General features: G+C 46.2%; 19 protein-coding genes and 1 tRNA gene. 10 read left to right on the top strand and 10 right to left on the bottom strand.

All coding sequences use genetic code 11. The annotated features are described in order from the left end of the window. The first annotated feature begins 141 nt into the window (after nucleotides 1-141). Nucleotides 142-1,284 (top strand): peptide-methionine (R)-S-oxide reductase MsrB, encoded by a 1,143-nt coding sequence (gene msrB, locus ACF8CV_RS00725; protein WP_138938214.1) that lies wholly within the window; start codon nucleotides 142-144, stop codon nucleotides 1,282-1,284. A gap of 32 nt (nucleotides 1,285-1,316) precedes the next feature. Next, on the top strand, nucleotides 1,317-1,466 hold the full coding sequence (locus tag ACF8CV_RS00720; protein ID WP_071653083.1) for a DUF2256 domain-containing protein: 150 nt from the start codon (nucleotides 1,317-1,319) through the stop codon (nucleotides 1,464-1,466). A gap of 3 nt (nucleotides 1,467-1,469) precedes the next feature. Here the strand turns inward: ACF8CV_RS00720 and ACF8CV_RS00715 are convergent, their stop codons facing one another. Genes ACF8CV_RS00715 through ACF8CV_RS00705 form a run of 3 tightly spaced genes read right to left on the bottom strand, consistent with a single transcriptional unit; the run spans nucleotide 1,470 to nucleotide 5,059 of the window. Then, a complete protein-coding gene (locus tag ACF8CV_RS00715) occupies nucleotides 1,470-2,177 on the bottom strand; it encodes an SDR family oxidoreductase (RefSeq protein WP_138938215.1) in 708 nt (235 codons plus the stop codon). Beyond that, the gene (locus ACF8CV_RS00710) at nucleotides 2,177-3,721 is read right to left on the bottom strand and encodes a cryptochrome/photolyase family protein (protein WP_208871054.1); all 1,545 of its coding nucleotides are present in this window, start codon (nucleotides 3,719-3,721) and stop codon (nucleotides 2,177-2,179) included. Before ACF8CV_RS00710 ends, ACF8CV_RS00715 begins: the two co-directional genes overlap by 1 nt. Continuing rightward, the gene (locus tag ACF8CV_RS00705) at nucleotides 3,722-5,059 is read right to left on the bottom strand and encodes a DASH family cryptochrome (protein WP_138938216.1); all 1,338 of its coding nucleotides are present in this window, start codon (nucleotides 5,057-5,059) and stop codon (nucleotides 3,722-3,724) included. It abuts the gene before it with no gap. A 320-nt stretch (nucleotides 5,060-5,379) separates the two neighbouring features. On the opposite strand from ACF8CV_RS00705, the gene ACF8CV_RS00700 reads away from it, so the two are divergent. Next, nucleotides 5,380-6,393, top strand: a complete 1,014-nt coding sequence (locus tag ACF8CV_RS00700) for a GGDEF domain-containing protein (protein ID WP_005479978.1) — start codon at nucleotides 5,380-5,382, stop codon at nucleotides 6,391-6,393. A 125-nt stretch (nucleotides 6,394-6,518) separates the two neighbouring features. Here the strand turns inward: ACF8CV_RS00700 and ACF8CV_RS00695 are convergent, their stop codons facing one another. Continuing rightward, nucleotides 6,519-7,097, bottom strand: a complete 579-nt coding sequence (locus ACF8CV_RS00695) for a malate synthase (RefSeq protein ID WP_005484284.1) — start codon at nucleotides 7,095-7,097, stop codon at nucleotides 6,519-6,521. A gap of 174 nt (nucleotides 7,098-7,271) precedes the next feature. Here ACF8CV_RS00695 and ACF8CV_RS00690 point away from each other — a divergent pair, with 174 nt between their 5' ends. Both ACF8CV_RS00690 and ACF8CV_RS00685 read left to right on the top strand, forming a co-directional pair. Beyond that, nucleotides 7,272-8,828: a DUF3612 domain-containing protein gene (locus ACF8CV_RS00690; protein WP_023583880.1), complete on the top strand. Its 1,557-nt coding sequence runs from the start codon at nucleotides 7,272-7,274 to the stop codon at nucleotides 8,826-8,828. Between the two features lie 397 nt (nucleotides 8,829-9,225). Next, on the top strand, nucleotides 9,226-11,223 hold the full coding sequence (locus tag ACF8CV_RS00685) for a methyl-accepting chemotaxis protein (RefSeq protein WP_138938217.1): 1,998 nt from the start codon (nucleotides 9,226-9,228) through the stop codon (nucleotides 11,221-11,223). Between the two features lie 90 nt (nucleotides 11,224-11,313). Here ACF8CV_RS00685 and ACF8CV_RS00680 read toward each other — a convergent pair whose 3' ends face one another. Beyond that, the gene (locus ACF8CV_RS00680; RefSeq protein ID WP_138938218.1) at nucleotides 11,314-12,669 is read right to left on the bottom strand and encodes a diguanylate cyclase; all 1,356 of its coding nucleotides are present in this window, start codon (nucleotides 12,667-12,669) and stop codon (nucleotides 11,314-11,316) included. Between the two features lie 137 nt (nucleotides 12,670-12,806). On the opposite strand from ACF8CV_RS00680, the gene ACF8CV_RS00675 reads away from it, so the two are divergent. Both ACF8CV_RS00675 and ACF8CV_RS00670 read left to right on the top strand, forming a co-directional pair. Continuing rightward, nucleotides 12,807-13,412 carry an alpha-ketoglutarate-dependent dioxygenase AlkB gene (locus tag ACF8CV_RS00675; RefSeq protein ID WP_069534862.1) on the top strand — a complete coding sequence of 202 codons (606 nt, stop codon included), beginning with the start codon at nucleotides 12,807-12,809 and terminating at the stop codon, nucleotides 13,410-13,412. A gap of 69 nt (nucleotides 13,413-13,481) precedes the next feature. After that, nucleotides 13,482-14,576: a DUF3541 domain-containing protein gene (locus ACF8CV_RS00670; protein WP_069526002.1), complete on the top strand. Its 1,095-nt coding sequence runs from the start codon at nucleotides 13,482-13,484 to the stop codon at nucleotides 14,574-14,576. A gap of 109 nt (nucleotides 14,577-14,685) precedes the next feature. Here the strand turns inward: ACF8CV_RS00670 and ACF8CV_RS00665 are convergent, their stop codons facing one another. Beyond that, nucleotides 14,686-15,894, bottom strand: a complete 1,209-nt coding sequence (locus ACF8CV_RS00665) for a NupC/NupG family nucleoside CNT transporter (protein WP_005459233.1) — start codon at nucleotides 15,892-15,894, stop codon at nucleotides 14,686-14,688. A gap of 563 nt (nucleotides 15,895-16,457) precedes the next feature. Between ACF8CV_RS00665 and ACF8CV_RS00660 the strand changes: the two genes are divergently transcribed. Both ACF8CV_RS00660 and ACF8CV_RS00655 read left to right on the top strand, forming a co-directional pair. After that, nucleotides 16,458-16,541: transfer RNA gene (locus ACF8CV_RS00660), tRNA-Leu, on the top strand. A 32-nt stretch (nucleotides 16,542-16,573) separates the two neighbouring features. Then, on the top strand, nucleotides 16,574-17,185 hold the full coding sequence (locus ACF8CV_RS00655) for a DUF2913 family protein (RefSeq protein WP_025590695.1): 612 nt from the start codon (nucleotides 16,574-16,576) through the stop codon (nucleotides 17,183-17,185). Nucleotides 17,186-17,295: 110 nt separating this feature from the next. Here the strand turns inward: ACF8CV_RS00655 and ACF8CV_RS00650 are convergent, their stop codons facing one another. Further along, nucleotides 17,296-18,696, bottom strand: coding sequence for a tryptophanase (locus ACF8CV_RS00650; RefSeq protein WP_005479941.1), 1,401 nt, complete (start codon nucleotides 18,694-18,696; stop codon nucleotides 17,296-17,298). Nucleotides 18,697-19,110: 414 nt separating this feature from the next. Here ACF8CV_RS00650 and ACF8CV_RS00645 point away from each other — a divergent pair, with 414 nt between their 5' ends. Beyond that, the gene (locus ACF8CV_RS00645) at nucleotides 19,111-19,506 is read left to right on the top strand and encodes a cystatin domain-containing protein (RefSeq protein WP_005459310.1); all 396 of its coding nucleotides are present in this window, start codon (nucleotides 19,111-19,113) and stop codon (nucleotides 19,504-19,506) included. Nucleotides 19,507-19,572: 66 nt separating this feature from the next. On the opposite strand, the gene lhgO is transcribed toward ACF8CV_RS00645, so the two are convergent. The 3 genes from lhgO to ACF8CV_RS00630 all read right to left on the bottom strand — a co-directional run bounded on the left by lhgO (nucleotide 19,573) and on the right by ACF8CV_RS00630 (nucleotide 24,023). Then, nucleotides 19,573-20,799: an L-2-hydroxyglutarate oxidase gene (lhgO, locus tag ACF8CV_RS00640; RefSeq protein WP_005459316.1), complete on the bottom strand. Its 1,227-nt coding sequence runs from the start codon at nucleotides 20,797-20,799 to the stop codon at nucleotides 19,573-19,575. Nucleotides 20,800-20,807: 8 nt separating this feature from the next. Then, nucleotides 20,808-22,931, bottom strand: coding sequence for a TRAP transporter permease (locus tag ACF8CV_RS00635; RefSeq protein ID WP_138938219.1), 2,124 nt, complete (start codon nucleotides 22,929-22,931; stop codon nucleotides 20,808-20,810). Nucleotides 22,932-23,012: 81 nt separating this feature from the next. Then, nucleotides 23,013-24,023, bottom strand: a complete 1,011-nt coding sequence (locus ACF8CV_RS00630) for a TAXI family TRAP transporter solute-binding subunit (RefSeq protein WP_021452358.1) — start codon at nucleotides 24,021-24,023, stop codon at nucleotides 23,013-23,015. Nucleotides 24,024-24,110 lie beyond the last annotated feature (87 nt).

Here is a 24,110-nt window from a genome sequence, read left to right as displayed (position 1 = left end):
TGCCGATACTGTATCTTTCTTATCAAAAAGGGCAACGGAATTTTAAAAATCGCTGTAATTTTTTCGCTCTGTTGCCTTTCTATTTACGTAGCACTTTTTATTTCAGTCACACTTTCTACGGAAAACAACGTTGAGGTAGCTATGAAGAAAATATCTAAGTTATTGGTCGGATTCTCTTTCGCACTTCCTGTCTTGTTTCTACTTTTGAGTAAAACAGGCACCGCCGATACGATGGATAAGATGAAGGCTTTAGAGAATGCAGAAATCGCCACACTGGCTGGCGGCTGTTTTTGGTGTACGGAATCGGACTTAGAACAGCTTCCTGGCGTCTTGGATGTGGTGTCTGGATACTCCGGCGGGCACGTGAACAACCCAACCTATCGCCAAGTATCTTCTGGAAAAACCGGACACATTGAATCCATCGAAGTGAAATACGACCCGAATGTGGTGAATTACGAACAAGTACTCGATTACTTTTTCCGCCACATTGACCCAACCGACGATAAAGGATCATTTGTCGACCGAGGTCCACAGTATCGACCTGCTATTTTCTACCACAACGCAGAGCAAAAGCAGATCGCAGAGCAGTTTATGATGGAAATCGACAATGCAAAGGTTTATCCAAAACCGCTTAAAACTGAGTTGATCAAGTTTGAGACATTCTATCCAGCGGAAGAGTACCATCAGGATTACTACAAAAAGAGCAGCCTAAAGTACAAATACTATCGTTACGCATCCGGTCGAGACAAATACTTGGATGAAGTGTTTGGTGACGATCGCAAAGAACATCCAAAAACACTGCGTCAGCTTATCGATGAGAAAAAACTGCTGTCGAAGGTAAAAGCATACAACAAGCCATCTCAATCGAAGATCAAGTCTACGTTGACTGAGTTGCAATACTACGTAACGCAAGAAGAAGGTACCGAGCGTCCGTTCGACAACGAATATTGGGACAATAAAGAAGCCGGCATTTACGTCGACATCGTGACTGGTGAGCCGTTGTTTTCTTCTACCGACAAGTACAAATCGGGGACGGGGTGGCCAAGTTTCACTAAGCCAATCAACCCAGGTTACATCGTCGAAAAAACCGATTACAAGTTGATTTACCCTAGAACAGAAGTTCGCAGTAAGTTTGGTGATTCTCACCTAGGGCACGTATTTACCGACGGCCCAAAACCAACCGGGCTGCGTTACTGCATGAATTCGGCAGCGATGAAGTTTGTGCCAGTAAGCAAAATGGCACAATTGGGTTACGGCGACTATTTGTTCTTGTTTGAACAATAATGAGGACTGGTTAGCGTTTGAGAATTAGTATGATGAAAGGCTTTAAATCGCACTTACCAACAAAGCTGTGCCCCGTCTGTGAGCGACCTTTTTCATGGCGCAAGAAATGGGCGCGAAATTGGGAGACAGTGATTTATTGCTCTGAACGCTGCCGACGCAGCAAACCAGAGAAAAAACCGTAACGCTTACCAAGGCAAACGCTCACCATCGTACGTCAAAAACGCCCCGCTATCTTGCGGGGCGGCTTTTACTATCTGCCCCATTAAATCACTGGCAACGCGCTCTGGTGTAAACAACTTACCCTCAGGAACATTAGCTTGAAACGGTTCAGACAACGCGGTATCGGTCGTGCCCGGATGCAATGCCAAGACCACGCCATTTTTAAGCGTGCGTTGCCATTCAATCGACATGGTTTTGAGAAACATATTCAGCGCGGCTTTCGAGGCTCGATAACTGTACCAACCGCCAAGATGATTGTCGCTAATGCTGCCAACTTTGGCCGATACAACCGCAAATTTCGGTGCACCACTGCACTTTAAAAGTGGCGTGAAATACTTAGCGAGTAACATGCTTGGCAAGGTGTTAACGGCGATGTTTTGCAGGAAAAAGTCAGGCTCCACCATTCTGAGATTTTTCTCCGGACCTTTGTTTGGCGTATGCAGCATACCGACACAGTTGATCACCCAATCGATACTATTAACCGCTTGACTCAAATTTTTGACCTGCGTTTCATCCGTGACATCGACCTGGTGCCAAATCAAGGCTGAATGTTCATAATCGGGTGTTGTGCGCCGATAGGTCGCGTGAATTTGAGCCTGCGGAAAGAGCACTAGTGCCTCTTTGACCATCGCCAAACCAATCCCTCCGTTTCCACCGACGATCAAAATGTTCATCACAAATGCTCCAAATCCGCGATATAGCGTTCAGCCGTCTCAAGAATCACTTGGCGCTGCGAAGCTTCCATATTGTCCCAAGACCGGAAAATCATGCCGATGCGTGGATTGGTAGCGAGTCGCTTTTCATGCTTGTCCATAAATCGCCAATAAAGACTATTAAACGGACAAGAGCCTTCGCCACTGCGCGCTTTGTTGTCATAGTGGCAACCTTTACAGTAATCGCTCATTTTGTTGATGTACGACCCGCTTGCGGCATAAGGCTTGGTGCCAACAATGCCACCATCGGCGAACAATGCCATACCGCGTATATTGGGCATTTCTACCCACTCAATCGCATCGACATAAATGCCGAGATACCAAGCATCCACTTGGTCAGGATTCATCTCGGTGAGCAAACAAAAGTTGCCCGTCACCATCAAACGCTGAATATGATGGGCGTAGGCATAGTCGAGAGACTGGCCTATTGCATTACGCATACAAGCCATCTTAGTTTTTCCTGTCCAAAAGTAGTCGGGTAAATCACGTGATGCTTCGAGCTCATTTTTCTGCGGATACTGCGGCATATTCGCCCAATACACACCCCGAATGAATTCCCGCCAACCTAAGATCTGACGAATGAATCCTTCTACCTGCGCAATATCGATGTGTTTGTTTGATTGATACGCACTAAGTGCAGCATCGATTACCTCTTTGGGGTGCAGTAACTTACTGTTCATCGAGAACGACAAACGACTGTGGTACAAACTCCATTTGGCATCGTGCTCCGCCGTCATCGCATCTTGAAACCGACCAAAGTGAGGGAGACAAACCAGACAAAAATGCGCGAGCAAAGATAGGCTTTGAGCGCGATTCACTGGCCATAACAAATCACCATTTAGTGAACCGATGGTCGAGATCTTGTGTCGCATTAGTCGCTCTACAATCTCGTCAACATTCAGGCTAAACATCAGCGGTTTGGGTAATTGCTCGATATCTTTCGCTTTCAGTTTATTGCGGTTGTTGGCATCGTAATTCCACTTTTCACCCGCTGGCTTACCGTCTTGCATCAAAATATCAAAGCGCTTGCGCATCCGTCGGTAAAAGTGCTCCATCATGATGTGTTTACCTTGCGGGAACTGCTGTTCTATTTCTGCAAAAGGCAGTAAAAAATGCTCAGTGTCGACACAACGTTTGACAACACCTTCTAATTTCAACTTGGTCAGTTGTTCCAACAGTCGATATTCATCAGGCCGTTGATACTCAAATTTGCTTGCCCCTACTTCACGAACGTAGTGCTGCAATACTTGGTCAAGATCATCAAAAGCGGCAGTGTCATCCAACGTTAGATGCAGAACATGATGCCCTTCTTCTTGCTTCTCTTGAGCAAAAATAGCCATCGCGGAGAAGAAGGCGCACACCTTTTGAATGTGATGCGTAACGTAAGTGTTTTCTTGCTTGAGCTCAGCAATCAAGTAAAGCACGGTATCATCCGCTTGCTGAAACCAAGAATGCTCGCAGTTGAGTTGGTCGCCGAGAATCAATCGCACCGTGTCATAACGCATTTATTTATCTCCATTTTCTTGCTGCGTTGTGATTGGCCAGTCGACCATATCGACAACGTCTTGCTGCGCTCGGCTGTCACGCCCTTGCCATCGTTCAATGAACTCATGATTTGGGTCGTACATTTGTGTCTGCTTCTCCAAATTAAACTGACGAGAGCCTCTCGGATCTGCCCCTACTCCCGCTAAATATTGCCAGTTTCCCCAATTCGAGCCGACATCGTAGTCAATCAATTGCGTTTCAAAGTAGGCTGCGCCATACCGCCAGTCCAACCCCAGTTCATGAACAAGGCAACTTGCAACCAACTGGCGACCACGGTTAGACATATAACCAGTGTGATTCAGTTGGTGCATACACGCGTTGACAATGGGATACGGTGTGGTGCCGTTTTTCCACTGCTGAAAACGATGCGCATAAAAGCTGGTTAACGGCGGTTGATTGCGAATACCACCAAACCGAAACAGCCTTTGTTGATAACACCTTGCGTACCAATAAAAATATTCGCGCCACAACAATTCAAAGTAAATCCAGTAAGTCGAATCATTCGCCCCTTGGGTTTGTTCATACTGTTTGAGCATGGCATGAATCATTCTTGGCGACACACAACCAAGCGCAAGCCAAGGTGAAAATTTGGTGGAATACGCCATCCCGTCGAGTCCGTTGCGCGTCTCTTTATATGAGCTTGCCAAGCCAGAAGAAAAGTAACGCCGACAATGCGCAAGACCACTCCATTCTCCGCCAGAAAACAGCGCAGACTCATCAAAGTAAGAAGAGGATAAAGTTGGCAGTTGAGCGTCTTTTGGCATTGGCGGTAGGCGGCTCGGCGCATCTATTGGGTGGGCGATGTCTATCCCTTCAACGCACTTTCTAAACTGAGTAAAAGTCTCGGGCAGATCAGGCAACGTAAACGGCAGCTTGCTTTCGTCGAACAAACTGCGTACAGCGTGCTGAACAATGACAAGGTGTGGGTATTCATCTTGCAGCTTGTGCAATATGCTCTGTTCATCCGAGCCAGCCATTGCGTCTGCATAAAGATGAGTGACACCCAAATATTGAATGGCATATTTGAGGGCTTGATATGGGGGTAGATCTAGCGTCCAAAGTCGCTGACCTAACTGGCCGAGTGCGTAATTCAGTTCGCACAAAGACGCATCGATAAATTTCTGCCTTGCTCGTCCGAGCGTTGCCTCCTGAGCAAAATGATGTAGAAAAGGAGTTACTGAAGGGCGACAATACAAGCAAACCAATTCATCCAGAAAAGATGAGGCATTAACCAATAGCGAGTTATCGTGAAGTCTTAGGTCAAACGTAAACCAGTAAAGCCCTATTTTCTTTTTCAACAAACGTCCTTAGGCGAGGAGCTAAATGTACTGATTTGTTTTACGCTCGGCATCGCAAGCGGATCATCCGTTCTTACTAACTACAGCGCTTTCCATGCTCTTTGCATGAATCGTGAACATAAGAGCCAAATCGTATTTCCATCCTCAATCGTTCACTTTTTAAACCGCAATTTTATAAAATCAAATTTCAGATTTATGAATATCACCGCTATTTACTCATTTTTTTATATAAACCAAGCAAAAATGATAAAAATTAAAGCGATATTAGTTAATATCCGGTAATCTAAATCCAATTCCATTTTGCTAGTAACATCGCAGAAATGACTGACGAGTTTAAGAAATCGACCGCTAACTTAAAAAAAGCGGTGCCACTAATGATCAAAAATCATGTAGCTGCCACCCCCGCAAACTACGCGCTTTGGTATACCTACGTAGACAAAACCATTCCAGAACTCAATTTTGAGATGGACGAAGTGTTAGAACACTACGGTATTTGTCCACCAGCAGCGAACAAACAGCTTTACAACAACTACGTGGCCAGTAGAGCAGAAACCAGTTTAGAAGATCTCAAAACCAACGTAGAAGTGCTATTGCATGAAGTGTCGAGCTCCATGAGTGATACTTTGTCAGATACCTCTTCTTTCTCTGCGATGGTCGATAAAAGCTTCAACAAATTAGAAAAAGTTGAAGACAACAGCTTGAGCATCGAAGAAGTGATGGTGGTGATCCGCCAACTCGTTGCTGAATCTCATGAGATTCGCCACTCAACTAAATTCTTAAACCGTCAACTCACCAATGCGAGTGAAGAAATTTCTCGTTTGAAGCATCAATTAGCCGAAGTACAAAAAGACGCGCTGTTTGATGGACTCTCTAATCTTTACAATCGTCGTGCCTTTGATACTGATTTGAGCATGCTGATTAACGCTAATCAGGCGATGACTCTCATCTTGCTGGATATCGACCACTTTAAAGCGTTCAACGATAACTATGGGCACCTATTTGGTGACACAGTATTGAAAGCGATCGCGCGTCGACTGCAACAGAGCTGTCGCGATGGCGTGAGTGCATACCGCTTCGGCGGCGAAGAATTTGCGTTAATTGTGCCAAACAAATCCCTACGAATCGCCCGCCAATATGCAGATACCCTACGCCGCATGATTGAAAAGCTGCGTGTTCGTGATAAACGCTCGGGCACACAAGTTCATAGCATTACCGCTTCTTTTGGTGTGGCAGAGTTCGAAGTTGGTGACACCGTAGATTCATTAGTCAACAAAGCCGATAAACAGCTTTATGAAGCAAAACAGCTCGGTCGAAACCGAGTGATGCCTATCTAAGCTAACCTCTCTGGCAATACAGTAAAGACGGTTAGAACAAATAAAGAAACCCCGCACTGTTTAGCGCGGGGTTTCTACTTTCTCGTCCTACATACCTAAAGCAGGCTACTTGGGCTTATATTTGATTAATCAATGCTGTAGCAGTAGCTAAGAACATAGTCGTCACCATTTTTTGCGGTGTACTCTTTGTCTTCGCTACACGCCATCGGTTTGCCTTTCTTGTCGCCTTTAATAAGACTAATCCAATGACGCATCGCGGTTGGCGCATTGCCTGTCAGCTCTGGATTGAACGTAATGCGAGTTTCCAATTGGATGTCATCGATGTCCATCAACTCCACACAACCTGTGCCTTTATGGCAACCAAACAGCACTTCTACGTGGTTGCCTGAATCATCTTTGAACAAGATCGATTTTGGGTCTTCCTTTTCACCAGTGTACGCCACGAAGTGTTTTGGGCTTTTCAGGCCGCTGTGTGTACCGTCTTTGAAATAAGCCAAAACATGGCGGTAATCAATCACGTAACTTGATACATCTTGGTGCGACCCGTTCTCCAATGGGAACATGCGGTCTAGTAGTTGCTTCGCTTTTACTTGTTTCTCACTCTGCTGCTCAGCACTTACCGCTTCGACGGCAAATACGGCTTCAGCGATAAATGGGCGTTGTTGTTGTTGCATCTCTTTTTTATCGAAGTTCAGCATATTCATCGTCATATCCTCGCACTTAAAAACTCGTCCTAGAGTAAAAACTTAAATCCTTTATTTAAGTTTCAGGCAATTCTGTGAAGTTGATGGTTAATTTCCTTGCCTGCTCATTATGTAGACTAGCGAAATATTGACTACAATTTCACAACAAAAATTTTACAATGTGAATTTTACAAAATGTCTGTGTCAAAAAGCCTTATTCGTCAGTCCCATTTTCTTGGTACGAAAATTCGTAACCTAAGAAAAAACAACCATTTAACGATGGAAGATTTGTCTGCCCGTTGTGTAAGGATTAATCCTGAGTACGCGCCGTCGGTTTCTTACCTTTCGATGATTGAGCGCGGAAAACGCGTCCCGAGTATCGATATGCTCGAGGTAATCGCAGAAGTTTTTCAAAAAGATCCGGCGTGGTTTTTAGATGATGAGCCCGAATTAGAAGCCATTACCCCCAACAAAGGGAATCGAGGCGGAATTAATGGCATGGCGCTAGAACCGAGCTTCCTGTTTTCCAATGACATTCTTCAGATTGCTATTCCAGAAATGCTGTCTCAAACCGGGATCACAGGTCGTCAATTTGCTCACCTGCTGATCCGCGCGCACCAAGAGAACCATCAAAACCATTTTCCTGATTTAGAACGTGCCGCCGAAGAAGTGGGATTGAAGCGCCTTAATTTGTCGGTTGAGGATTTGATCGACATTGCCAAAAGTATGGGCTTGGATATCCGCTGGGTTGACCGAGCGCCTCAAGATGTCATCGATGAATTGGGTGTAAACGCCAAGCAATTGATTACGTCATTCATGGAACCACCGGGCACCATTTATCTCAACAAACGGATGCGCGACTACCCTACCCGTTTAAAATACGACTTATCGGTATACATTGGCCACCGCGTATTGCACAGCAGCGACGCGATGAATAACGTGCTCTCCATCGGACATCAGAATAACTGGGAACAAATGGACAGTCCCGTGTCGAACTCTGAGCTAAATTCGCAAGACATTCTGCAAGCTTGGCGAGACTTTGAATCCAGCTTTTTTGCAGGAGCTCTGCTTTGCCCTAAAGTGCCATTTCGTCAGTTGCTCGACCGCTCCGGTTACGAAATTGATGTTCATAAAAAAGCAGGCGTTTCGCCATCCGTTGCGATGCGCCGCATGACCGTTGTGTCACCATATCCCCATTGGCACTATTTCGACGCGTACGGGCCGGGCAAGCTTAAAGCCGTGTATCGAGGGAATGGCATCCCATTACCTTGGGGCAACATGCGCAAAGTGAATGACCCATGCCAACACTGGGCGGTATTCAGACGCCTATCCCAACCTTTAGATACGAGCTCTGCGCAAATCTCGATTTTGAATGTGGGTGACGAGCCACGCATTTATTGCTGCGAATCGGTCAACGTATTTGACCCGGCGGGGAACAACCGAGTGTTGTGCGCGGGGATAGATTTAAACCCTGCGATTTCAGCACAAGGTGGCGATGCGGTTTCCATAGCGGAAGAGTTGAAGTCTCTCTGTGTCGCTTCCGGCGGAAGCAGTGTTATTCCGCCTCATATCAAAAAAGACTTAACTACGATCGCTAAAATCTTAAATATCAATTGGATAGAACGCGGTATTCAAAGCCAAGCAAGATTGATTTGTTCAAGAGGGGCGGTATGTCCAAGACAACCAAGCTGTTACAGCAAATGCGGGGAATCGGACGAGACGGGTGACAATGTGAATATTATCGGTCTCTAGAAAGAAAAAACGCCAATCACAAGAAAGGTGATTGGCGGTATATACTTGTGAACAATGTGTATTCACTAACAACGTCAGTTGGCTAGGTGACCCTCGGCTTAATAAGGGTCACTCTAGATAAAGCACGATGCGTGCCAACTTTAAAAAAGCCGTTTTTTAATAGATCCAGGTGCATATCGACGCATTATTAACCAGCACTTTCGCAAATTGCATTTGCAAAATGCAATAGCATGCAAATATGCCACTTGTCACATTGCTACTAATCACTTTCTCAGCAAAAAACCAACTACTACTTTATGATTATCCATTAGCTTTCATATTTTTACCCTATACTGCTAATTAATGAGGAAAAATACCTCAGTAAATGGATTTCACGGTTGGTACCTAGGAGAGCTCTATGTTTGCGTTCGTTCGTCAGTTTCCCCTCTATATCATGGTCAGTGTTGTTGCAGGCGTCCCATTATTACTTGCTATTTTTCTAGCGGTTCAGCACACCATCAATTTAAACACTCAGTCCCACCAAGCCCTGAAAGATCAGCAGCTAGTGACCTTAATCACCCACTACGACAACCTAGCGCATAATCTCGCCGTCGAACGTGGACTAACAGCCGGCGTACTGGGTAGCCAAGGCAAAACTGAAATCGTGCAAAAGCTGACTCAGCAAAGAAAAAAAGTCGATGACGCGATCAATTCATTGGTTCAACTTAACACGCCATTAATTAGCAGCAGCGATAGCTACGACTTACTCCAAGATGTCCAAGTGCAGCTCAATCGACTCAATCAGGTTCGACAAGGGGTCGACCGCCTTTCGCCTCAAATTGCACCTTTTGGTTATTACTCCAATCTGAATCAGCTCATCATCGACAACATTGACGTTTTGATTGCACAGACTCAAAGCCGAGAGCTAGGTACGCTTGGCGATGCGTTGATCTCTGTAATCGTGATGAAAGAGCGTGCAGGCCAAGCACGCGGCGCACTTAATGGGGTATTTGCGAAAGGAAGCGCCACATCTGTTTTGTTCTCCAACATTGAGGGATACATCCAATCGGGTGATTACGCATCAAGAAAAGCGCAAATTGCATTCCCAGAACAATATCGACAGTCATTGCAATCGCACCAAAGCAATCCTGCGTGGAAGAAGGTTGAGCAAGTACAGCAATCCTTCCTTAACCAGAGTGCCAACCTAGACAGCATTCAGGGGCCTCAAGCAACTGAATGGTTTCCTATGGCAACCGAGCGCATCGGTCTCATGAACCAGTTGCGCAACCAAATGGTTGATCAGATGCTCAGTGCAGCAGAACATTCCGCGCAGCAAGCCACGTTAAATCGCAACTTGTTGATGGCTGCGACTGCTGTGATTTCTCTGCTAATGATCATGATGGTGTGGGGTTTGGTTGCAAGCCTACGAAGCCGCGTTGGTCGCCTAAAACAAACCCTGCGCAGTATGTCTGAGCACCACGATATGACGGTTGAACTCGATTCTCGCGGCAAAGATGAAATCGCTTCCATCTCGAACAGCATTAATGCCTTGATCTCTAACTTCAGAAAGCTGCTATTTGACGTTACTAAGACCAATAACGAGAGCTCAAATCGACTACAAAACATTGTTGAATCTGCGCAGGATCTTGATAGCAGTAGCCGCTCTACCATCGCTAAGTGCGACAACATCGCAACCGCGATGACTGAACTCGCACAATCGAGTGTGGAAATCGCTCAGTCCGCAGAGCGCGCAATGGGTGACACCACAACCATGAATAACAAAGTGGTCGACTGCCAGACCCAAAGTGAATTGTCTTACCGCTCCGTGCAGAGCTTGTTGGAGCAAATCAACGCCACTGAACAATGCATGGCAGAATTGGCGAACGACACGCAGAGCATTGGCCAAATAGTCGAGACCATCAACAGCGTTTCTGAACAAACCAACTTATTAGCCCTTAACGCAGCAATTGAAGCCGCTCGTGCGGGCGAACATGGTCGCGGCTTCGCGGTTGTCTCTTCTGAAGTGCGTGATTTGGCGCAGCGCAGCCAAGAAGCTACCGAGAACATCAGCAAACTGTTGGACCAAATTGGCGAAAAAACCCGTTTCTCAGTAGAAAGCATGGCAAAGAGCAAACAAGCCAGTGACGACACGTTTGAATCCGTGCAACAAGTGAATGAGAGTGTGTCTTTACTCGAAAGCAGCATCGAACACGTGAACAATCACATCAGCACCATTACGCACTCGACCATTGAGCAATCTAAAGCATGTGAAGCCATCGACCAAGATATCGACGTATTGGCGAGCATCGCGCACAAAACGGGTCAGCACGCTGATGACTTGAACCAGATTGTTTCCGGTTACCAAGCTGAAGCGAAGGAGCTAAAACACCAGCTAAGTGCTTTCAAATTGGCATAGAGAATTCTTGGGGGCGCAGTTTTCTGCCTTCCCTATCTTTCTCACTCTGTAAATACAACAAAGCCCAGAACCAATCTGGGCTTTGTTTTTTTATCCACCGTGTTTTTGTTGATACATCCGTTCGTCGGCGATTTTCATCATTTGTTCTGGAGAAGTCATTTGCGGATCGAAGATGGCGTAACCAATGCTCACGCGCAGGTAGATCAGCTCTTCGTCATAAATAACGGGCGTCGAACACAACGCCAACCTGAGCTTTTGCAGTAACTTCTGCACGTGCTCTTCCATTCCCAAATTGTGTACGACCACTAAAAACTCGTCACCGCCCATTCGCGCAACCATGTCTGAACGTCGTAAGCTGCTTTTGATGCGCTCTGCGGTAGCAATCAACACCTTGTCACCCGCGTCATGGCCGAAGGTATCATTGATGTGTTTGAATCGGTCTAGATCTATATTGATCAACGCAAAGCTGTAACGTTTTTTATAGCGCTTAGCGATTTCAAACTGCTGCTTGTATGACTGCATAAAGTAACGGCGATTGGGCAAATGCGTCAGTTCATCATGCAGCGCACGGTCGTCGGCGATGATGTACAAACGGTAAATCACGATCAACGCAATACTCAGAGCAATAAGAATGGGATAGCCAATGATTCTGACGATGTTCAGCTCAAACCACGAAATTTGTTGCTCAAACTGACCACCCGCGTAGGCCGCCATACTCCAGCCACCGTAAGGGAAGTGCACATGCTCTTTGGCGTACAATTTGCCCGTTTGATTAGGATCACCAAAGAACATATCCCCATATTCGCCGCCGCTGTCATAACCACGTATCGTCAAAGGATAATGGTATGAGAAGTCGAATACGCCGGTTTCTCGCATTAAACCATCAAAATCCACCACGGCGCTGATCACCCCCCAATACTCTTTGTTGATTGGTGGGTCTCGAAATACTGGCACGCGTACAATAAGCCCTCGCCCACCTTGAACAAGCGACACAGGCCCAGCGATGAAAATCTCTTGAATATCTTTGGCTTTTTGAACTTGTACCCATTGCGCTGGTACTTTACGGTAATCCAGACCAAGGACGCGCTCGTTGCCTTTAGTTGGGAATATATGGCTAATTACATCATTTTCCGCAATACCGATGACCGTGATGTGCTTACTTTTGTTAAGAATACGATCGGCGGCAATGCTTAGCTCCTCTTCTTCGCTATTTGGCAGCAAAGTGATTAGCGTCGCTAATGTGCTGGCTTTGTAAATATCAGCCATGAGTACCGCTTCCAAATTGGAGCGGAGGATAGACAGTTGTTCTTTGGCTTCAACTTGCACGCGCTCTTGCTGAAGGTCTTGCTGATTCTGATGCAACAGCTCAATAACACCAACACACAAAGCAACAAAAGCGAAAAAGAACAGTGCAAAATAGCACTGCTTTCTGGGTGAATAACGCATTAGCTCCCCACTAGCTCGTCCGTTACTACGAGAATTATTCTTTTATTGTTAAAATTCTTATTATCTACAAGAATAACCAATAGCCTTTGCAAAGGTAATAATTATCTGAAATTTTTATGGTTTAAATAGGCAACGGGATGCAAGGACAAGGCGATTTATTTGAAAGTACGGATTGGCAAGAGGTACGCCAAGGTAAGCTCTTTTATCAGCCAAACTTTCTTTCTCAGCAAGAAGCGGATACGTACTTTTCAACGCTTAGGAGTACCTTGCCTTGGCAACAAGAACGCATAACCATTTTCGGGAAATCGGTACTTCAACCTCGTTTGCAGACTTGGCATGGCGATGCGCCTTACACCTATTCGGGTTTAACCATGGCACCTCACCCTTGGACGTCTGAGCTGTCATCACTCAAGGCTCGCTGTGAAAGCCTTGCCAACACCCCATTCAACTCTGTATTGGCGAATCTGTATCGCGACGGTCAAGATTCGATGGGATGGCACCAAGACAATGAACCAGAGCTGGGCAGAAATCCGGTGATCGCCTCGTTGAACTTAGGTGATACGCGCCGATTTGTGCTACGAAATTTACATTGTAAAACTCAAATAGAATATGAGCTCGGCCACGGCGCATTATTGATCATGGCTGGGGAGCTTCAGCACCATTGGAGACACTGTGTTCCCAAAACAGCCAAACCAAAAGGAGAACGTATCAACCTGACTTTTAGACATATTTTGAACTATTGACTCAGGTTTTACATTCTTAACAAACATTGATGATAAGTTTACATCCAGGTTATATCAGGGAATGGATTTATGCGTATCAAACCTATCAGCTTGGCGGTTTTGCTCTCTTGCTCACTCATGTTGAATGTTCAGGCATCTCAAGAAGAGGTGCCTGCACTTAATTACTCTCAATCAGCACAGCTGATTCGCGACACATACGAACGTGAGTTATTCACGCTTCCTCCCTTTAAGGAAGGCCACTTTGGGCTGCGTATGTTCCGCCAAACCTTAGATGAAAAATACTACGCAACCATTTGGACGGACATGGCTCAAGTCGCAAGCCGATTGAATCGCTTCGCGAATGACGTCGTCAAACCAGAAGACATCATTTTATATTCCTCTGAGCGGCTTACTCGCTACCAAGAAAAAGAGGACGAACGCAGCCAACGTCGTTATACCGTAACAAAACATCACCCTGAGTATTTGTATCTTGGCGTCGATTTACTGGGCGCGATGGCGAGAGCAGATGAGTACGGCTTAAAGCACCAACAAGATAAAACACTACGAGAAATCATTCGTCGTTACGATTTTACTCGCTACGCCACCGATAAAGAGATGATTGAAGCATGGGCGGCGCAGTTGGCAAATCAGGTCTATTGGCTGCGTCAACTGGGTGAACAAGATGTGGTGAACGCGTTCATTGAAGCATTCCGAGCGACCTACCCCGACGACAATGATAAAAAGCTCTCTGCTCAGCAATACGGCAACAAAATCTATGGCATGACACACATCATCTTTGCCGACTCTCAGTATTATCAAAAGCGCGTGAATGAAGCGGATCATCAATGGATTTATGATTACTTCCGCGACAACATCGACACGATTTTATTGCGAGCAAAAGAAGACATCATTGCCGAGGTAGGTATTTCATTTTTACTGGCTGGCCTTGACCACGATCCCGTCGTTGAGAAAACACGCCAAGCGATTCGAGATGCCATCAGCACCGAACAAGGGATGATTCCATCCCTTGATGGTGACTTTGATCTAAAGTTTGGGGAACATCGCAATGTGCTCGCGATTATGCTTTTAGATTGGAAAGGTGTGCACAAGGCACCAACATATCAAGCGCACCCGAAAGCGTTCAAATCGATCCCTTATGGGTTAGTACCTAAATCCCCCAAATAACATCGAATAAACATGGTTTGGGAATGCTCTTGCACTGACTCACACGACTTTCCCAACACCATAAAAAAACCCGCCACATCGGCGGGTTTTCATTTATTGCTCAATCATATTAAAGCGAGATAAAGATACCTGCTAGACATGCGCTCATTAGGTTCGCTAGCGTACCAGCAGCTACCGCTTTAAGACCCATGCTTGCTACATCTTTACGACGTTCAGGTGCCATCACACCGATAGAACCTAGCTGAATCGCAATCGAACCGATGTTCGCGAAACCACATAGAGCGAATGTGATGATCACTTGAGTGTGCTCAGACAGTGTCGCTTTGTGCTGTACGAAGTCGATGAACGCCACAAATTCGTTCATTACAACTTTCTGACCAATGTAAGAACCAGCCGCTAGGATCTCGTGGCTTGGCACACCAATCAACCATGCTAGCGGTGCAAATAGGTAACCCAAAATCGCTTGCAGTGTTACGCCAGCAAAACCAAACATTTCACCTAGGTTTTCTAGGCCTGTGTTCACCATCGCAATCACACTCACAAAGGCAATCAGCATAGTACCGACAGCCACTGCGACTTTCATACCGCCCATCGCACCGCTTGCTAGTGCATCGATAACGTTGCTTTCTTCTGATTTGTCTAGCTCAATGTTGTTGTAATCGCTTGGCGTTTGACGCTCAGGAACGATGATTTTTGCCATTAGCAAACTACCGGGTGCTGCCATGAAGCTCGCAGCGATAAGGTATTTCAGCTCTACACCCAAGCCGGCATAGCCGCCAAGCACACTGCCCGCTACCGATGCCATACCACCAGCCATTACTGCAAATAGCTCAGAACGAGTCATGTTTGATAGGAACGGACGAATAAGAAGTGGTGACTCACCTTGAGATAGGAAGATATTACCCGTTGCAACGAGTGATTCCGCTTTACTGGTACCCAAGAATTTCTGGATAGCGCCGCCGATAAATTGAATTACTTTTTGCATGATGCCCAAGTAGTAAAGGGCAGAGATAAGAGCGCTGAAGAAAATGATGATAGGAAGGACGCGAACAGCGAAGATGAAACCAGTAGAAGCGAGATCACCAAAAAGGAATCGAATCCCTTCATCAGCAAAGCTTAATAACCCGGCAACGCCATTACTTAAACTCGCTAGTGCGGCTTGTCCCATCGGGAAATAAAGCACCAGAGCGGCAAAGCCCAACTGAAGTAACAAAGCGCGAGACACAGTTTTCCAATTGATGGATGAACGGCTCTCAGACAGTAGGAAAGCACAACCTAGTAGTGCAACAATACCAAATAAACTAAATAGAACACTCATGAGTCGGACCTACTGAACGTTGAAAAAGAAAAGAGAACCAAAGGAATTGGCAGAAGAAAGGGACAACGTATCGAGTGGCGAAGCACTCGTAGATCCAGAATGTAGACTGAACGGATAGTTCGACATCTTAATTTTTACCTTATACAAGCAATTGAACTTAGCTGGTCCGGTCCGTGGGGTCATTCACTGCTGGTGAGTTTATAACTCGACCTGCTCCTTGTGACGGCTTGTATGGGTAAGGGTCCTGAACAACTAAACCCTAATTCCCGCTTAAACGGGACGCAAGTATAGCCAAGCGAACGAGATATTCATCACATTTATTGACGCAAACGTTCAAGCGTTCAAAATTTATGCAAACCTGCTATTTTGCAGCCATACTGGTAGGGAAAGTAAGGGCATTGGGACGGTTCTTTATGGTAAAAAGATCAAAAACGGCCAATAAATACGCAATCAAACGTGAAACACCAAAAATGAGCAATTTTACTCTCGCCAACAGATGGAGTTTGGTTATACAATTTGGAGTGCTTCTTTTTGAGGCCTCTGTGTATGCAGAGCATCATGATGCCGAGATGGTGAAATTGGTAGACACGCTAGCATGAGGTGCTAGTGCCTTAGGTGTGAGGGTTCGAGTCCCTCTCTCGGCACCATTATCCTTCTTCTTAAATTTCGTTTGAGTGTAATGCAAAGTTCTAAGCAGGCAAGACAATCCGCAGATGCTAACCAACTTCTGAGCGAGCTTGCAGTGCACGCCTTATTGCACCTGCACTTCAAAATCCATGCGTCTTCACGCCCTCTCCCTACAACAGAGCGTAATGATCTGCTGCAAAAATGGCTAAAGCCCAAACTGAAAAGCAATCGCTACAAACTGATTAAAAAGCCGTTAAAGTCTCTGACTCAACAGGCGAAAGGGGAAAATGGCAACCTTGAAGCCTTACTTGAACGCTGCGTTGACGCGAATAAACCAAGTAACCCGCAACCTCACTTAGATAGCTACCTGCTACTAATTAACGAAATTGAGAAAAAACTCGGTACCACTGTACTGCTTTCTCGTCCTGAAGATGTCGACTTATCGCATGACCAGCATGGCTGTTTGCTGTGTGTGTTATCACATAACTTAAACCAACATTTCGACGACAATAACGCCATGATTTCACCAATTTCGATGCTTTTCCGTGGCCCAATGAGTCAGCGCTCATTGTTCCTTGGCAGTATTTATGCAAGTGGCACATTCAATTATGAAGTGCAATATCAAGACGAACAGTTCGTGCGCATCACGTTAGAGCTGGCGTAATATCCGCTCGGAATGAACTGAACAGACAAAATCAAAAAAGGCCGCGTAACTCGCGGCCTTTTGCCCTTTACTTAAGTACCTAGTTATCTAGGTGTCAAACCTACTTCAGGTTAATCAATTTCACGGAAGCGAGCCGTAAAGTGACGTAAAACCGGAGGCTCATATTCGAACATCAAACCTTTCAATTCATGAGCTCGGTTCTTCAACTCGATCAACGCATCCGCGATATAGTCCATGTGGTCGTTAGTATAGACTCGACGTGGAATCGTTAAGCGCATTAATTCAAGCTCAGAGGCTTTCTGTTCACCCGTTTCAGGGTCACGTCCGAGCAACAATGAGCCAATCTCAACAGCTCGAATCCCAGCCTCCAGATACAACGCATTGCACAAGGCTTGTGCTGGGAACTGATCGGCTGGAATGTGCGGCAATATTTTCGCCGCATCAACAAACACCGCATGGCCACCAGTTGGATATTGGATTGGAATTCCCCCCTCCCGCAGACGTTCGCCCAAGTATTGCACCTGACTGATTCGATAATGCAGGAAGTCTTCATCCGCGCCCTCATACAAACCTCGGGCTAAAGCCTCCATATCGCGCCCAGCCATGCCGCCATAAGTGACAAAACCTTCCATAGGAACGCAGCGCGTTTGCACCGCTTGGAACAACTCTTGATGATCACGAATACAACACATGCCACCAATGTTCACCATTGGATCTTTCTTGGCAGACATCGTGAGCATATCGCCGTATTGATACATTTCACGAATGATTTCCAAAATCGACTTGTCAGCGTAGCCTTCTTCACGCTGTTTGATGAAATAAGCATTCTCACAATAGCGAGCCGAGTCAATCACCACTGGGATATCGTATTTGGTGGCAATTTCGTACACGCTGCGCATGTTTTCCATCGATACCGGTTGGCCACCCGAGCTGTTACACGTCACTGTCGTGATGATGGCACAGATGTTCTTCGAGCCATGCTCTTCAATCGTTTCTACCAATTTGTTGAGGTCGAAGTTACCTTTCCAATCGTAAGGCGTCGTGGTATCAAACGCTTCTTCCGTCACAACGTTGATAGCCTTACCGCCGTTGAGCTCAATATGCCCCGCCGTGGTATCAAAGTGATAGTTCGAGATGAACACCGGCGTTTCACCGCCACGTACTTGGCGCATACGTTCAATCAGAGCAGGGAACAATATCTGCTCCGCTCCTCGGCCTTGGTGTGCAGGCACCGTCAGTTTGTAGCCGAAGAAATGCTCCACTGCGCTGCATAAATTGTAGTAGTTACGACTACCCGCGTAAGACTCATCCCCCAACATAATGCCAGCCCACTGGTTATCGCTCATGGCACCTGTGCCGGAATCGGTAAGCAAATCGATATACACGTCATCACTGCGCAATAAAAATGGGTTGTAACCCGCTTCTTTGAGAGCGATTTCTCGGTCAGCCAACGTGGTCATTTTGATTGGCTCAACCATTTTGATACGGAAAGGTTCTGGAATACGTTTCATTGTTAATTTCCTTGTACGCATGCCCCTACGCGCTAAAGCGTAAGAGTAGAAAACAAATAGATCAGATGCTTTTCAATGCGAGAGCATTGGGGAAATTAACGAGAAGAGATTTTGCTAAGAAGAGACAAGCAGTAGTCTAGGTTGTACCAGAACGACAGCACCAAACGGCTATCGAGAATATCCTTAATTCTCATCGTCTTCGTCCTCCTGATAAAAGAAAAGCCAGAAACCCCATGCCTCTGACTCTTTCAATATAGTGCACTTTTCGGACAAATTTCAGTGAAGCGGCGCTCATTTATGTATCGAAAGGACTCTCCACTATTTTGTACGACTTTCCGTTCCAACTTCTTCTCATTATGTAAAGCAACACAGCCGTGCTTATACTCAATCAAGGACAAATAACGGAGTTTCTTTATGAGTGTTAGGAAATATTGGGGAGCCGCAGCCACTCTTGCAATCCTCACGATCACCAACAATGTCTACGCCGTGGACAAGCAAGTTTCACCCGCGATGAAAAAGAAAATGCAGGCAATTTGTTCGGCAGAAAAGAGTCAACCCGGTGGATGGCAAGTTTCTCAAGTTACTCCAGAAGCGCAGCGCTCGTTGAGTATGGTTTTGTACCAGATGAACGCTGAAGATAAATTAAAAAACATCAACGAAGTACGCACTCAAGTGGTAGCGGGTACTCACTATGCGTTTGAGTTCGAGCTTCAAGACGGTGAAGTGTGGAACGCAATGGTCTTACGCAGTGCAAGAGGCGATTACATGATCGAAAGACACGCCAAAAAAGGCGAACTTTGCCCGAAGTAGAATGCCACCAACAAAAACCTGATGAAATGAAAGAGCCAGTGTTCAAAACTGGCTCTTTATGTCTGATCAGACGACTTTAGCTACCACTTTCTCATCGACCTTATCGCAAATGTACTCTCCGATAGGCATGGCAGATGTGGCAGCTGGGGAAGGCGCATTACACACGTGAAGGCTTCTTGCACTCTCTGCAAATAGGAAATCGTGCACTAGAGTGCCGTCCGACAACACCGCTTGCGCGCGAATCCCTGCTGGGTAAGGCTGGAGATCCTCAACACGAATACTCGGACAATATTTATTGACCAGTTTTAAATACCCAGGCTTCCACCACGAGTTTTTAAACTCTTCCAAGCCCGTTTTTAAGTGCTTTTGCGTGACTTTCCAAAAGCCAGAAAAGCTCAGCATTTGCAGTGTATCTTGCAGGTTAAAGTTCACTTTTCCATACCCTTCTCGCTTCCAACCCTGAACGGCATTTGGACCAACCGTCACAGAACCATCAATCATACGAGTCAAGTGCACCCCCAAAAATGGCAAATCTGGATCTGGAATTGGGTAGATTAAGTGATTCACCACTTGGTTATGCTTACTGTCTAATCGGTAGTATTCACCGCGATAAGGCACAATTTGAAAATCGGTCGGAATGCCCATCATTTTTGTCATCCGATCGGCCATCAATCCACTGCAAGTGACTAGAAACTTGCAGTTCAACTGCATAGATTGCCCATCGGAAACGCAAGTCAGTTGTACTTCTTCATCTTTCTCATCGGCGGCAACCACCTTGGTTCTCAAGCTAATATGACCACCTAAACTTTGGAACTCTTGTGCCATATGCTCTGTTACCAAGCGGTAATCAACAATACTGGTGGTTTTCACGTAAATCGCGCCCAACCCTGTGATATTCGGCTCCGCCAACTTGAGCTGCGCTTCATCAAGCAATTCCACATCAATCCCGTTGACGTGGCAACGTTCGTAAAGGGCGTTCATTCGTTCGACTTCTTGCTCGTTAGTTGCAACCAACAACTTTCCGCAGTTTTCGACCGGAATATTATGCTGAGAGCAAAACGAGAGCGTTTTTTCTACGCCTCGTTTGCAAAAGTCGGCTTTTAAACTGCCCGGCGCATAATACACACCCGCGTGGATAACGCCGCTGTTATGCCCGGTTTGATGCTTAGCAAAACCAGACTCTTTCTCAACCAATAAAATAGAACACTCTGGATGGCGTTGTTGGAGCTGCCAAGCCGTGGACACACCAACGATACCACCACCCACAACAATGTAGTCATAGACTGATTTCATACGACCTCTTATAAAACCGAAAGTTGAGACTGTTGCAATTTGAACTTGCGCCCACTGTAAACAAACACGGCAACGAATACCGCGCAGCACACCACACGAATTAAGATTGGAACATCGTGCCAAACCAAAAGCGCACCGATAGTAAGCAGAACCAGTCTCATCAATATATTCAATGGTCCTTCTAAATAACCTTCAATGGCACCAATGAGCGCGTAAGTACCCACTATCGCAAAGAAGCCGACCGTAATTACTGATGTCACATCCCAACTGACCAATCCGGTATAGGCAATTAACAATGGAACCAAGTACAGCCCCTTCGCAATTTTCCAAGCCATTAAGCCTGTTCGCATTGGTGGCGTTTTCGCAATGGTCGCCGCTGCGAATGCGGTTAAACACACTGGTGGCGTAACGTTACTGTCTTGCGAAAGCCAGAATATGATCAAATGCGCAGCCAACAATGCCAAACCAACCGCCTCTAAACCCAGACTTTGCTCTAGTAGCGTTTCAACAAAATCAGCAGGAACCATTGACAACATTTCTTTCGCCGTTTCCAGCGCCATTGGCGCATTGAGAAGATCGAGCTTATCTGGTGCCGCTAGCATGAAGATCGCTTTCGCTTGCTCAGGTAATTGCCCTGAAACCATCAACTCTAAAAGTTGGTTCTCGGCAATCAACTTATACAAGGCAGGTGCAGACAAAGTGCCCAGAACAATATACGCCGCTGTCACAGGTAAGCCCATACCTAAAACCAACGATGCCAAAGCAATCAACACGAGCATGATGAACAAATCACCATTCGCCCAACCATTGATCATCAAAGAGAAAGTGTTGCCGATGCCTGTTGTACTGATTACGTTGATCACTAAACCAATACCCACCAGCAGGACAGCGGTGGTTGCCATGTTCTTCGCGCCTTGAGACATAGCCTCGATGATCGCTTTTGGTCCCATTTTGTGATCTTTCGAAAACCACGAAGAGACAACGACAGAAATGATGGAAAGGCCTGCCGCATAAGTGGGTGTAAAACCTTTCACGAGCAACGTCACCAGAACCACCAAAGGAATGAGGTTGTGCCAACCACTCACCAGAACTTTGATAAGCGATTCGTCACTGGTTGTAATTTTCTGCACGCCGCTTCGCTTCGCTTCGATACGCACAAAAAACGCGACCGACAAGAAATAAATCAACGCAGGGACAAACGATACAGCAATGATATCCACGTAAGGAATTTGAGTGTAAGACGCCATAATGAACGCGCCCGCCCCCATCACCGGAGGCATCAACTGACCACCGGTAGAAGCCGCAGCCTCAACCCCTGCAGCAAAGCGCGAAGGGAAACCTGCTTTTTGCATCAACGGAATACTGATCACCCCTGTCGACACGGTATTCGCCACGCTAGATCCCGACACAGAGCCCATTAGACCCGAGCCAAGCACGGCAATGAAACCCGGCCCTCCGATGATTTTTCCTGCGGCTGCACGAGCGACATTGATGATGTAATCCCCAACGCCAGAGCGTACTAAAAACGCACCAAAAAGGATGAACATAAAAACGAATGTCCAACTGATGCGAGAAATAGAACCGAACATGCCTTCAGAAGAGTAAAAACTACGGTAAAGCAGGGTTTCCATGCTCAACCCCGGAAAATGAAAAATACCCGTCGCCCATTTTCCCCACAAAACAACGTAGCTCAAACAGATCACAATCAACACAGGAATAAACCACCCCATGGTGCGGCGAATCAGTTCGATGACGATGAATATCGCCATAATGGCAAAGACCCAGTCACTAGTGACAAACTTAACACCACGCTCATACAACGCATCTTCGGCATATGGAATGTAAAGCAAACAGGCGATAGCTCCTGCTGCGATGAGCACATCGACCGCAAGAGCCATTTTGCTCTGCTTCAAAGAGATATGAGCCGGATACCAAAGTGCACAAATTACCGCAAAGCCAGCAAAGTGCGTCGCGGATATCCAAAGTTCCGGTAACGTCGATAAGGTGTTAAACCAAATATGCAATGCAGAAAGTACCACGCCGAACACCGTGATGGTGGTGGTTACCCACGGGAAATCGGTGCGCGTGGGCAGCTCAAATTTCTGCAATTCCTTTTCCATAGAGTCACTCATATCCTACTCCAAGCTCTAACGGCTTTTTCAATGTTCAAAACAAAATAAAGGCCCCGAGATGCACTCGGGGCGAAGTTGGCGTTATTGCGCCATCAGTTCAGATGGGATTTCGATTCCCATTTCTTTGTAGTAACGAATCGCACCCGGATGCAGCGGTAAAGGAAGTCCCGAAATCGCTTTTTCGATCGCCATCGCTTTGGTTGCTTTGTGGATGCCTTGTAGGAACGGAAGGTTCTCGTAAATGGCTTTGGTCAGTTGGTAAACGTCCTCTTCCGAGATATCGTCTCGAACCGCAAGGAAGTTGGGCTGAGCAATCGTCGTGATTGGTTTATCTAAACCTGGGTAAGTGTTGGCAGGAATGTCGTACTTGGTCCACAACTTGTAGTTGCCGTTGGCTTGCTTGATTTGCTCGTCAGTGAACGAAAGAATCGAGATATCTTTGCCTAGCGCCGCAAATGCTTGCGTCACCGCACCAACAGGAACACCTGCTGGCGTGTTCATGCCATCGATAGTGCCATTTTGTAGCGCACTTGCACTGCCGCCGTACCCCATAAAGGCAAGGTTGAACTTATCTGGGTCAACATTCAGGCCTTTCATGATCTGACGGCCTGAGTTCTCAGTACCGGAGTTCTTTTTACCGATAGAGAACTTTTTCCCTTCGAGGTTTTTCAGATCACTAACCGTGCCGGTTTTTGCTAAGTCGCTACGAACAATGAAGTGTTCAACGTTTTGCCATAACATTGAGACTGAACGCAGCTTTTCTTGGCGACCGCTTTTCTCGTAAGGACCTTCCCCCGACCAAGCCCACGCACCGTACAAACCTTGCAAAATCGCAAATTGTGCTTCGTTTTCATTCAATAGTTTAACGTTTTCACCAGAGCCAGCAGAGCTGATAGCAGAAAGGGAGAAGTGGTGCTTTGGTGCGAGTTTCACTTTACTTAATGTCGCCAAAGCTACCCCTACTGGGTAGTAAGTACCACCAGTAGAAGCGGTTGCTAGGATGTAGCTGCGCTCTTCCGCCGCTGCATTTGTCGCGATACCAAAAGATGTCACAGCAATAGCCAGTGCTTTTACGAGCTTATTCATTTTCATTATTACTCTCCGTGTAGTCGTTTCACGATTATGGATTTACATCATGTTAAATCTTTACTAACAACAAAACGCTAAGAGCAACTTAAA

The sequence above is a fragment of the Vibrio sp. zbq_1 genome (assembly GCF_043102935.1).
Classification (GTDB): Bacteria; Pseudomonadota; Gammaproteobacteria; order Enterobacterales; family Vibrionaceae; genus Vibrio; species Vibrio parahaemolyticus.
This window is presented reverse-complemented; position numbering and strand designations above follow the sequence as displayed.

What these genes read in the sequence shown, in the direction of transcription:
- msrB (WP_138938214.1), top strand. Translation starts at nt 142, where the DNA reads ATGAAGAAAATATCTAAGTTATTGGTCGGATTCTCTTTCGCACTTCCT.
- ACF8CV_RS00720 (WP_071653083.1), top strand. Translation starts at nt 1,317, where the DNA reads ATGAAAGGCTTTAAATCGCACTTACCAACAAAGCTGTGCCCCGTCTGT.
- ACF8CV_RS00715 (WP_138938215.1), bottom strand. Translation starts at nt 2,177, where the DNA reads ATGAACATTTTGATCGTCGGTGGAAACGGAGGGATTGGTTTGGCGATG.
- ACF8CV_RS00710 (WP_208871054.1), bottom strand. Translation starts at nt 3,721, where the DNA reads ATGCGTTATGACACGGTGCGATTGATTCTCGGCGACCAACTCAACTGC.
- ACF8CV_RS00700 (WP_005479978.1), top strand. Translation starts at nt 5,380, where the DNA reads ATGACTGACGAGTTTAAGAAATCGACCGCTAACTTAAAAAAAGCGGTG.
- ACF8CV_RS00695 (WP_005484284.1), bottom strand. Translation starts at nt 7,097, where the DNA reads ATGAATATGCTGAACTTCGATAAAAAAGAGATGCAACAACAACAACGC.
- ACF8CV_RS00690 (WP_023583880.1), top strand. Translation starts at nt 7,272, where the DNA reads ATGTCTGTGTCAAAAAGCCTTATTCGTCAGTCCCATTTTCTTGGTACG.
- ACF8CV_RS00685 (WP_138938217.1), top strand. Translation starts at nt 9,226, where the DNA reads ATGTTTGCGTTCGTTCGTCAGTTTCCCCTCTATATCATGGTCAGTGTT.
- ACF8CV_RS00680 (WP_138938218.1), bottom strand. Translation starts at nt 12,669, where the DNA reads ATGCGTTATTCACCCAGAAAGCAGTGCTATTTTGCACTGTTCTTTTTC.
- ACF8CV_RS00675 (WP_069534862.1), top strand. Translation starts at nt 12,807, where the DNA reads ATGCAAGGACAAGGCGATTTATTTGAAAGTACGGATTGGCAAGAGGTA.
- ACF8CV_RS00670 (WP_069526002.1), top strand. Translation starts at nt 13,482, where the DNA reads ATGCGTATCAAACCTATCAGCTTGGCGGTTTTGCTCTCTTGCTCACTC.
- ACF8CV_RS00665 (WP_005459233.1), bottom strand. Translation starts at nt 15,894, where the DNA reads ATGAGTGTTCTATTTAGTTTATTTGGTATTGTTGCACTACTAGGTTGT.
- ACF8CV_RS00655 (WP_025590695.1), top strand. Translation starts at nt 16,574, where the DNA reads ATGCAAAGTTCTAAGCAGGCAAGACAATCCGCAGATGCTAACCAACTT.
- ACF8CV_RS00650 (WP_005479941.1), bottom strand. Translation starts at nt 18,696, where the DNA reads ATGAAACGTATTCCAGAACCTTTCCGTATCAAAATGGTTGAGCCAATC.
- ACF8CV_RS00645 (WP_005459310.1), top strand. Translation starts at nt 19,111, where the DNA reads ATGAGTGTTAGGAAATATTGGGGAGCCGCAGCCACTCTTGCAATCCTC.
- lhgO (WP_005459316.1), bottom strand. Translation starts at nt 20,799, where the DNA reads ATGAAATCAGTCTATGACTACATTGTTGTGGGTGGTGGTATCGTTGGT.
- ACF8CV_RS00635 (WP_138938219.1), bottom strand. Translation starts at nt 22,931, where the DNA reads ATGAGTGACTCTATGGAAAAGGAATTGCAGAAATTTGAGCTGCCCACG.
- ACF8CV_RS00630 (WP_021452358.1), bottom strand. Translation starts at nt 24,023, where the DNA reads ATGAAAATGAATAAGCTCGTAAAAGCACTGGCTATTGCTGTGACATCT.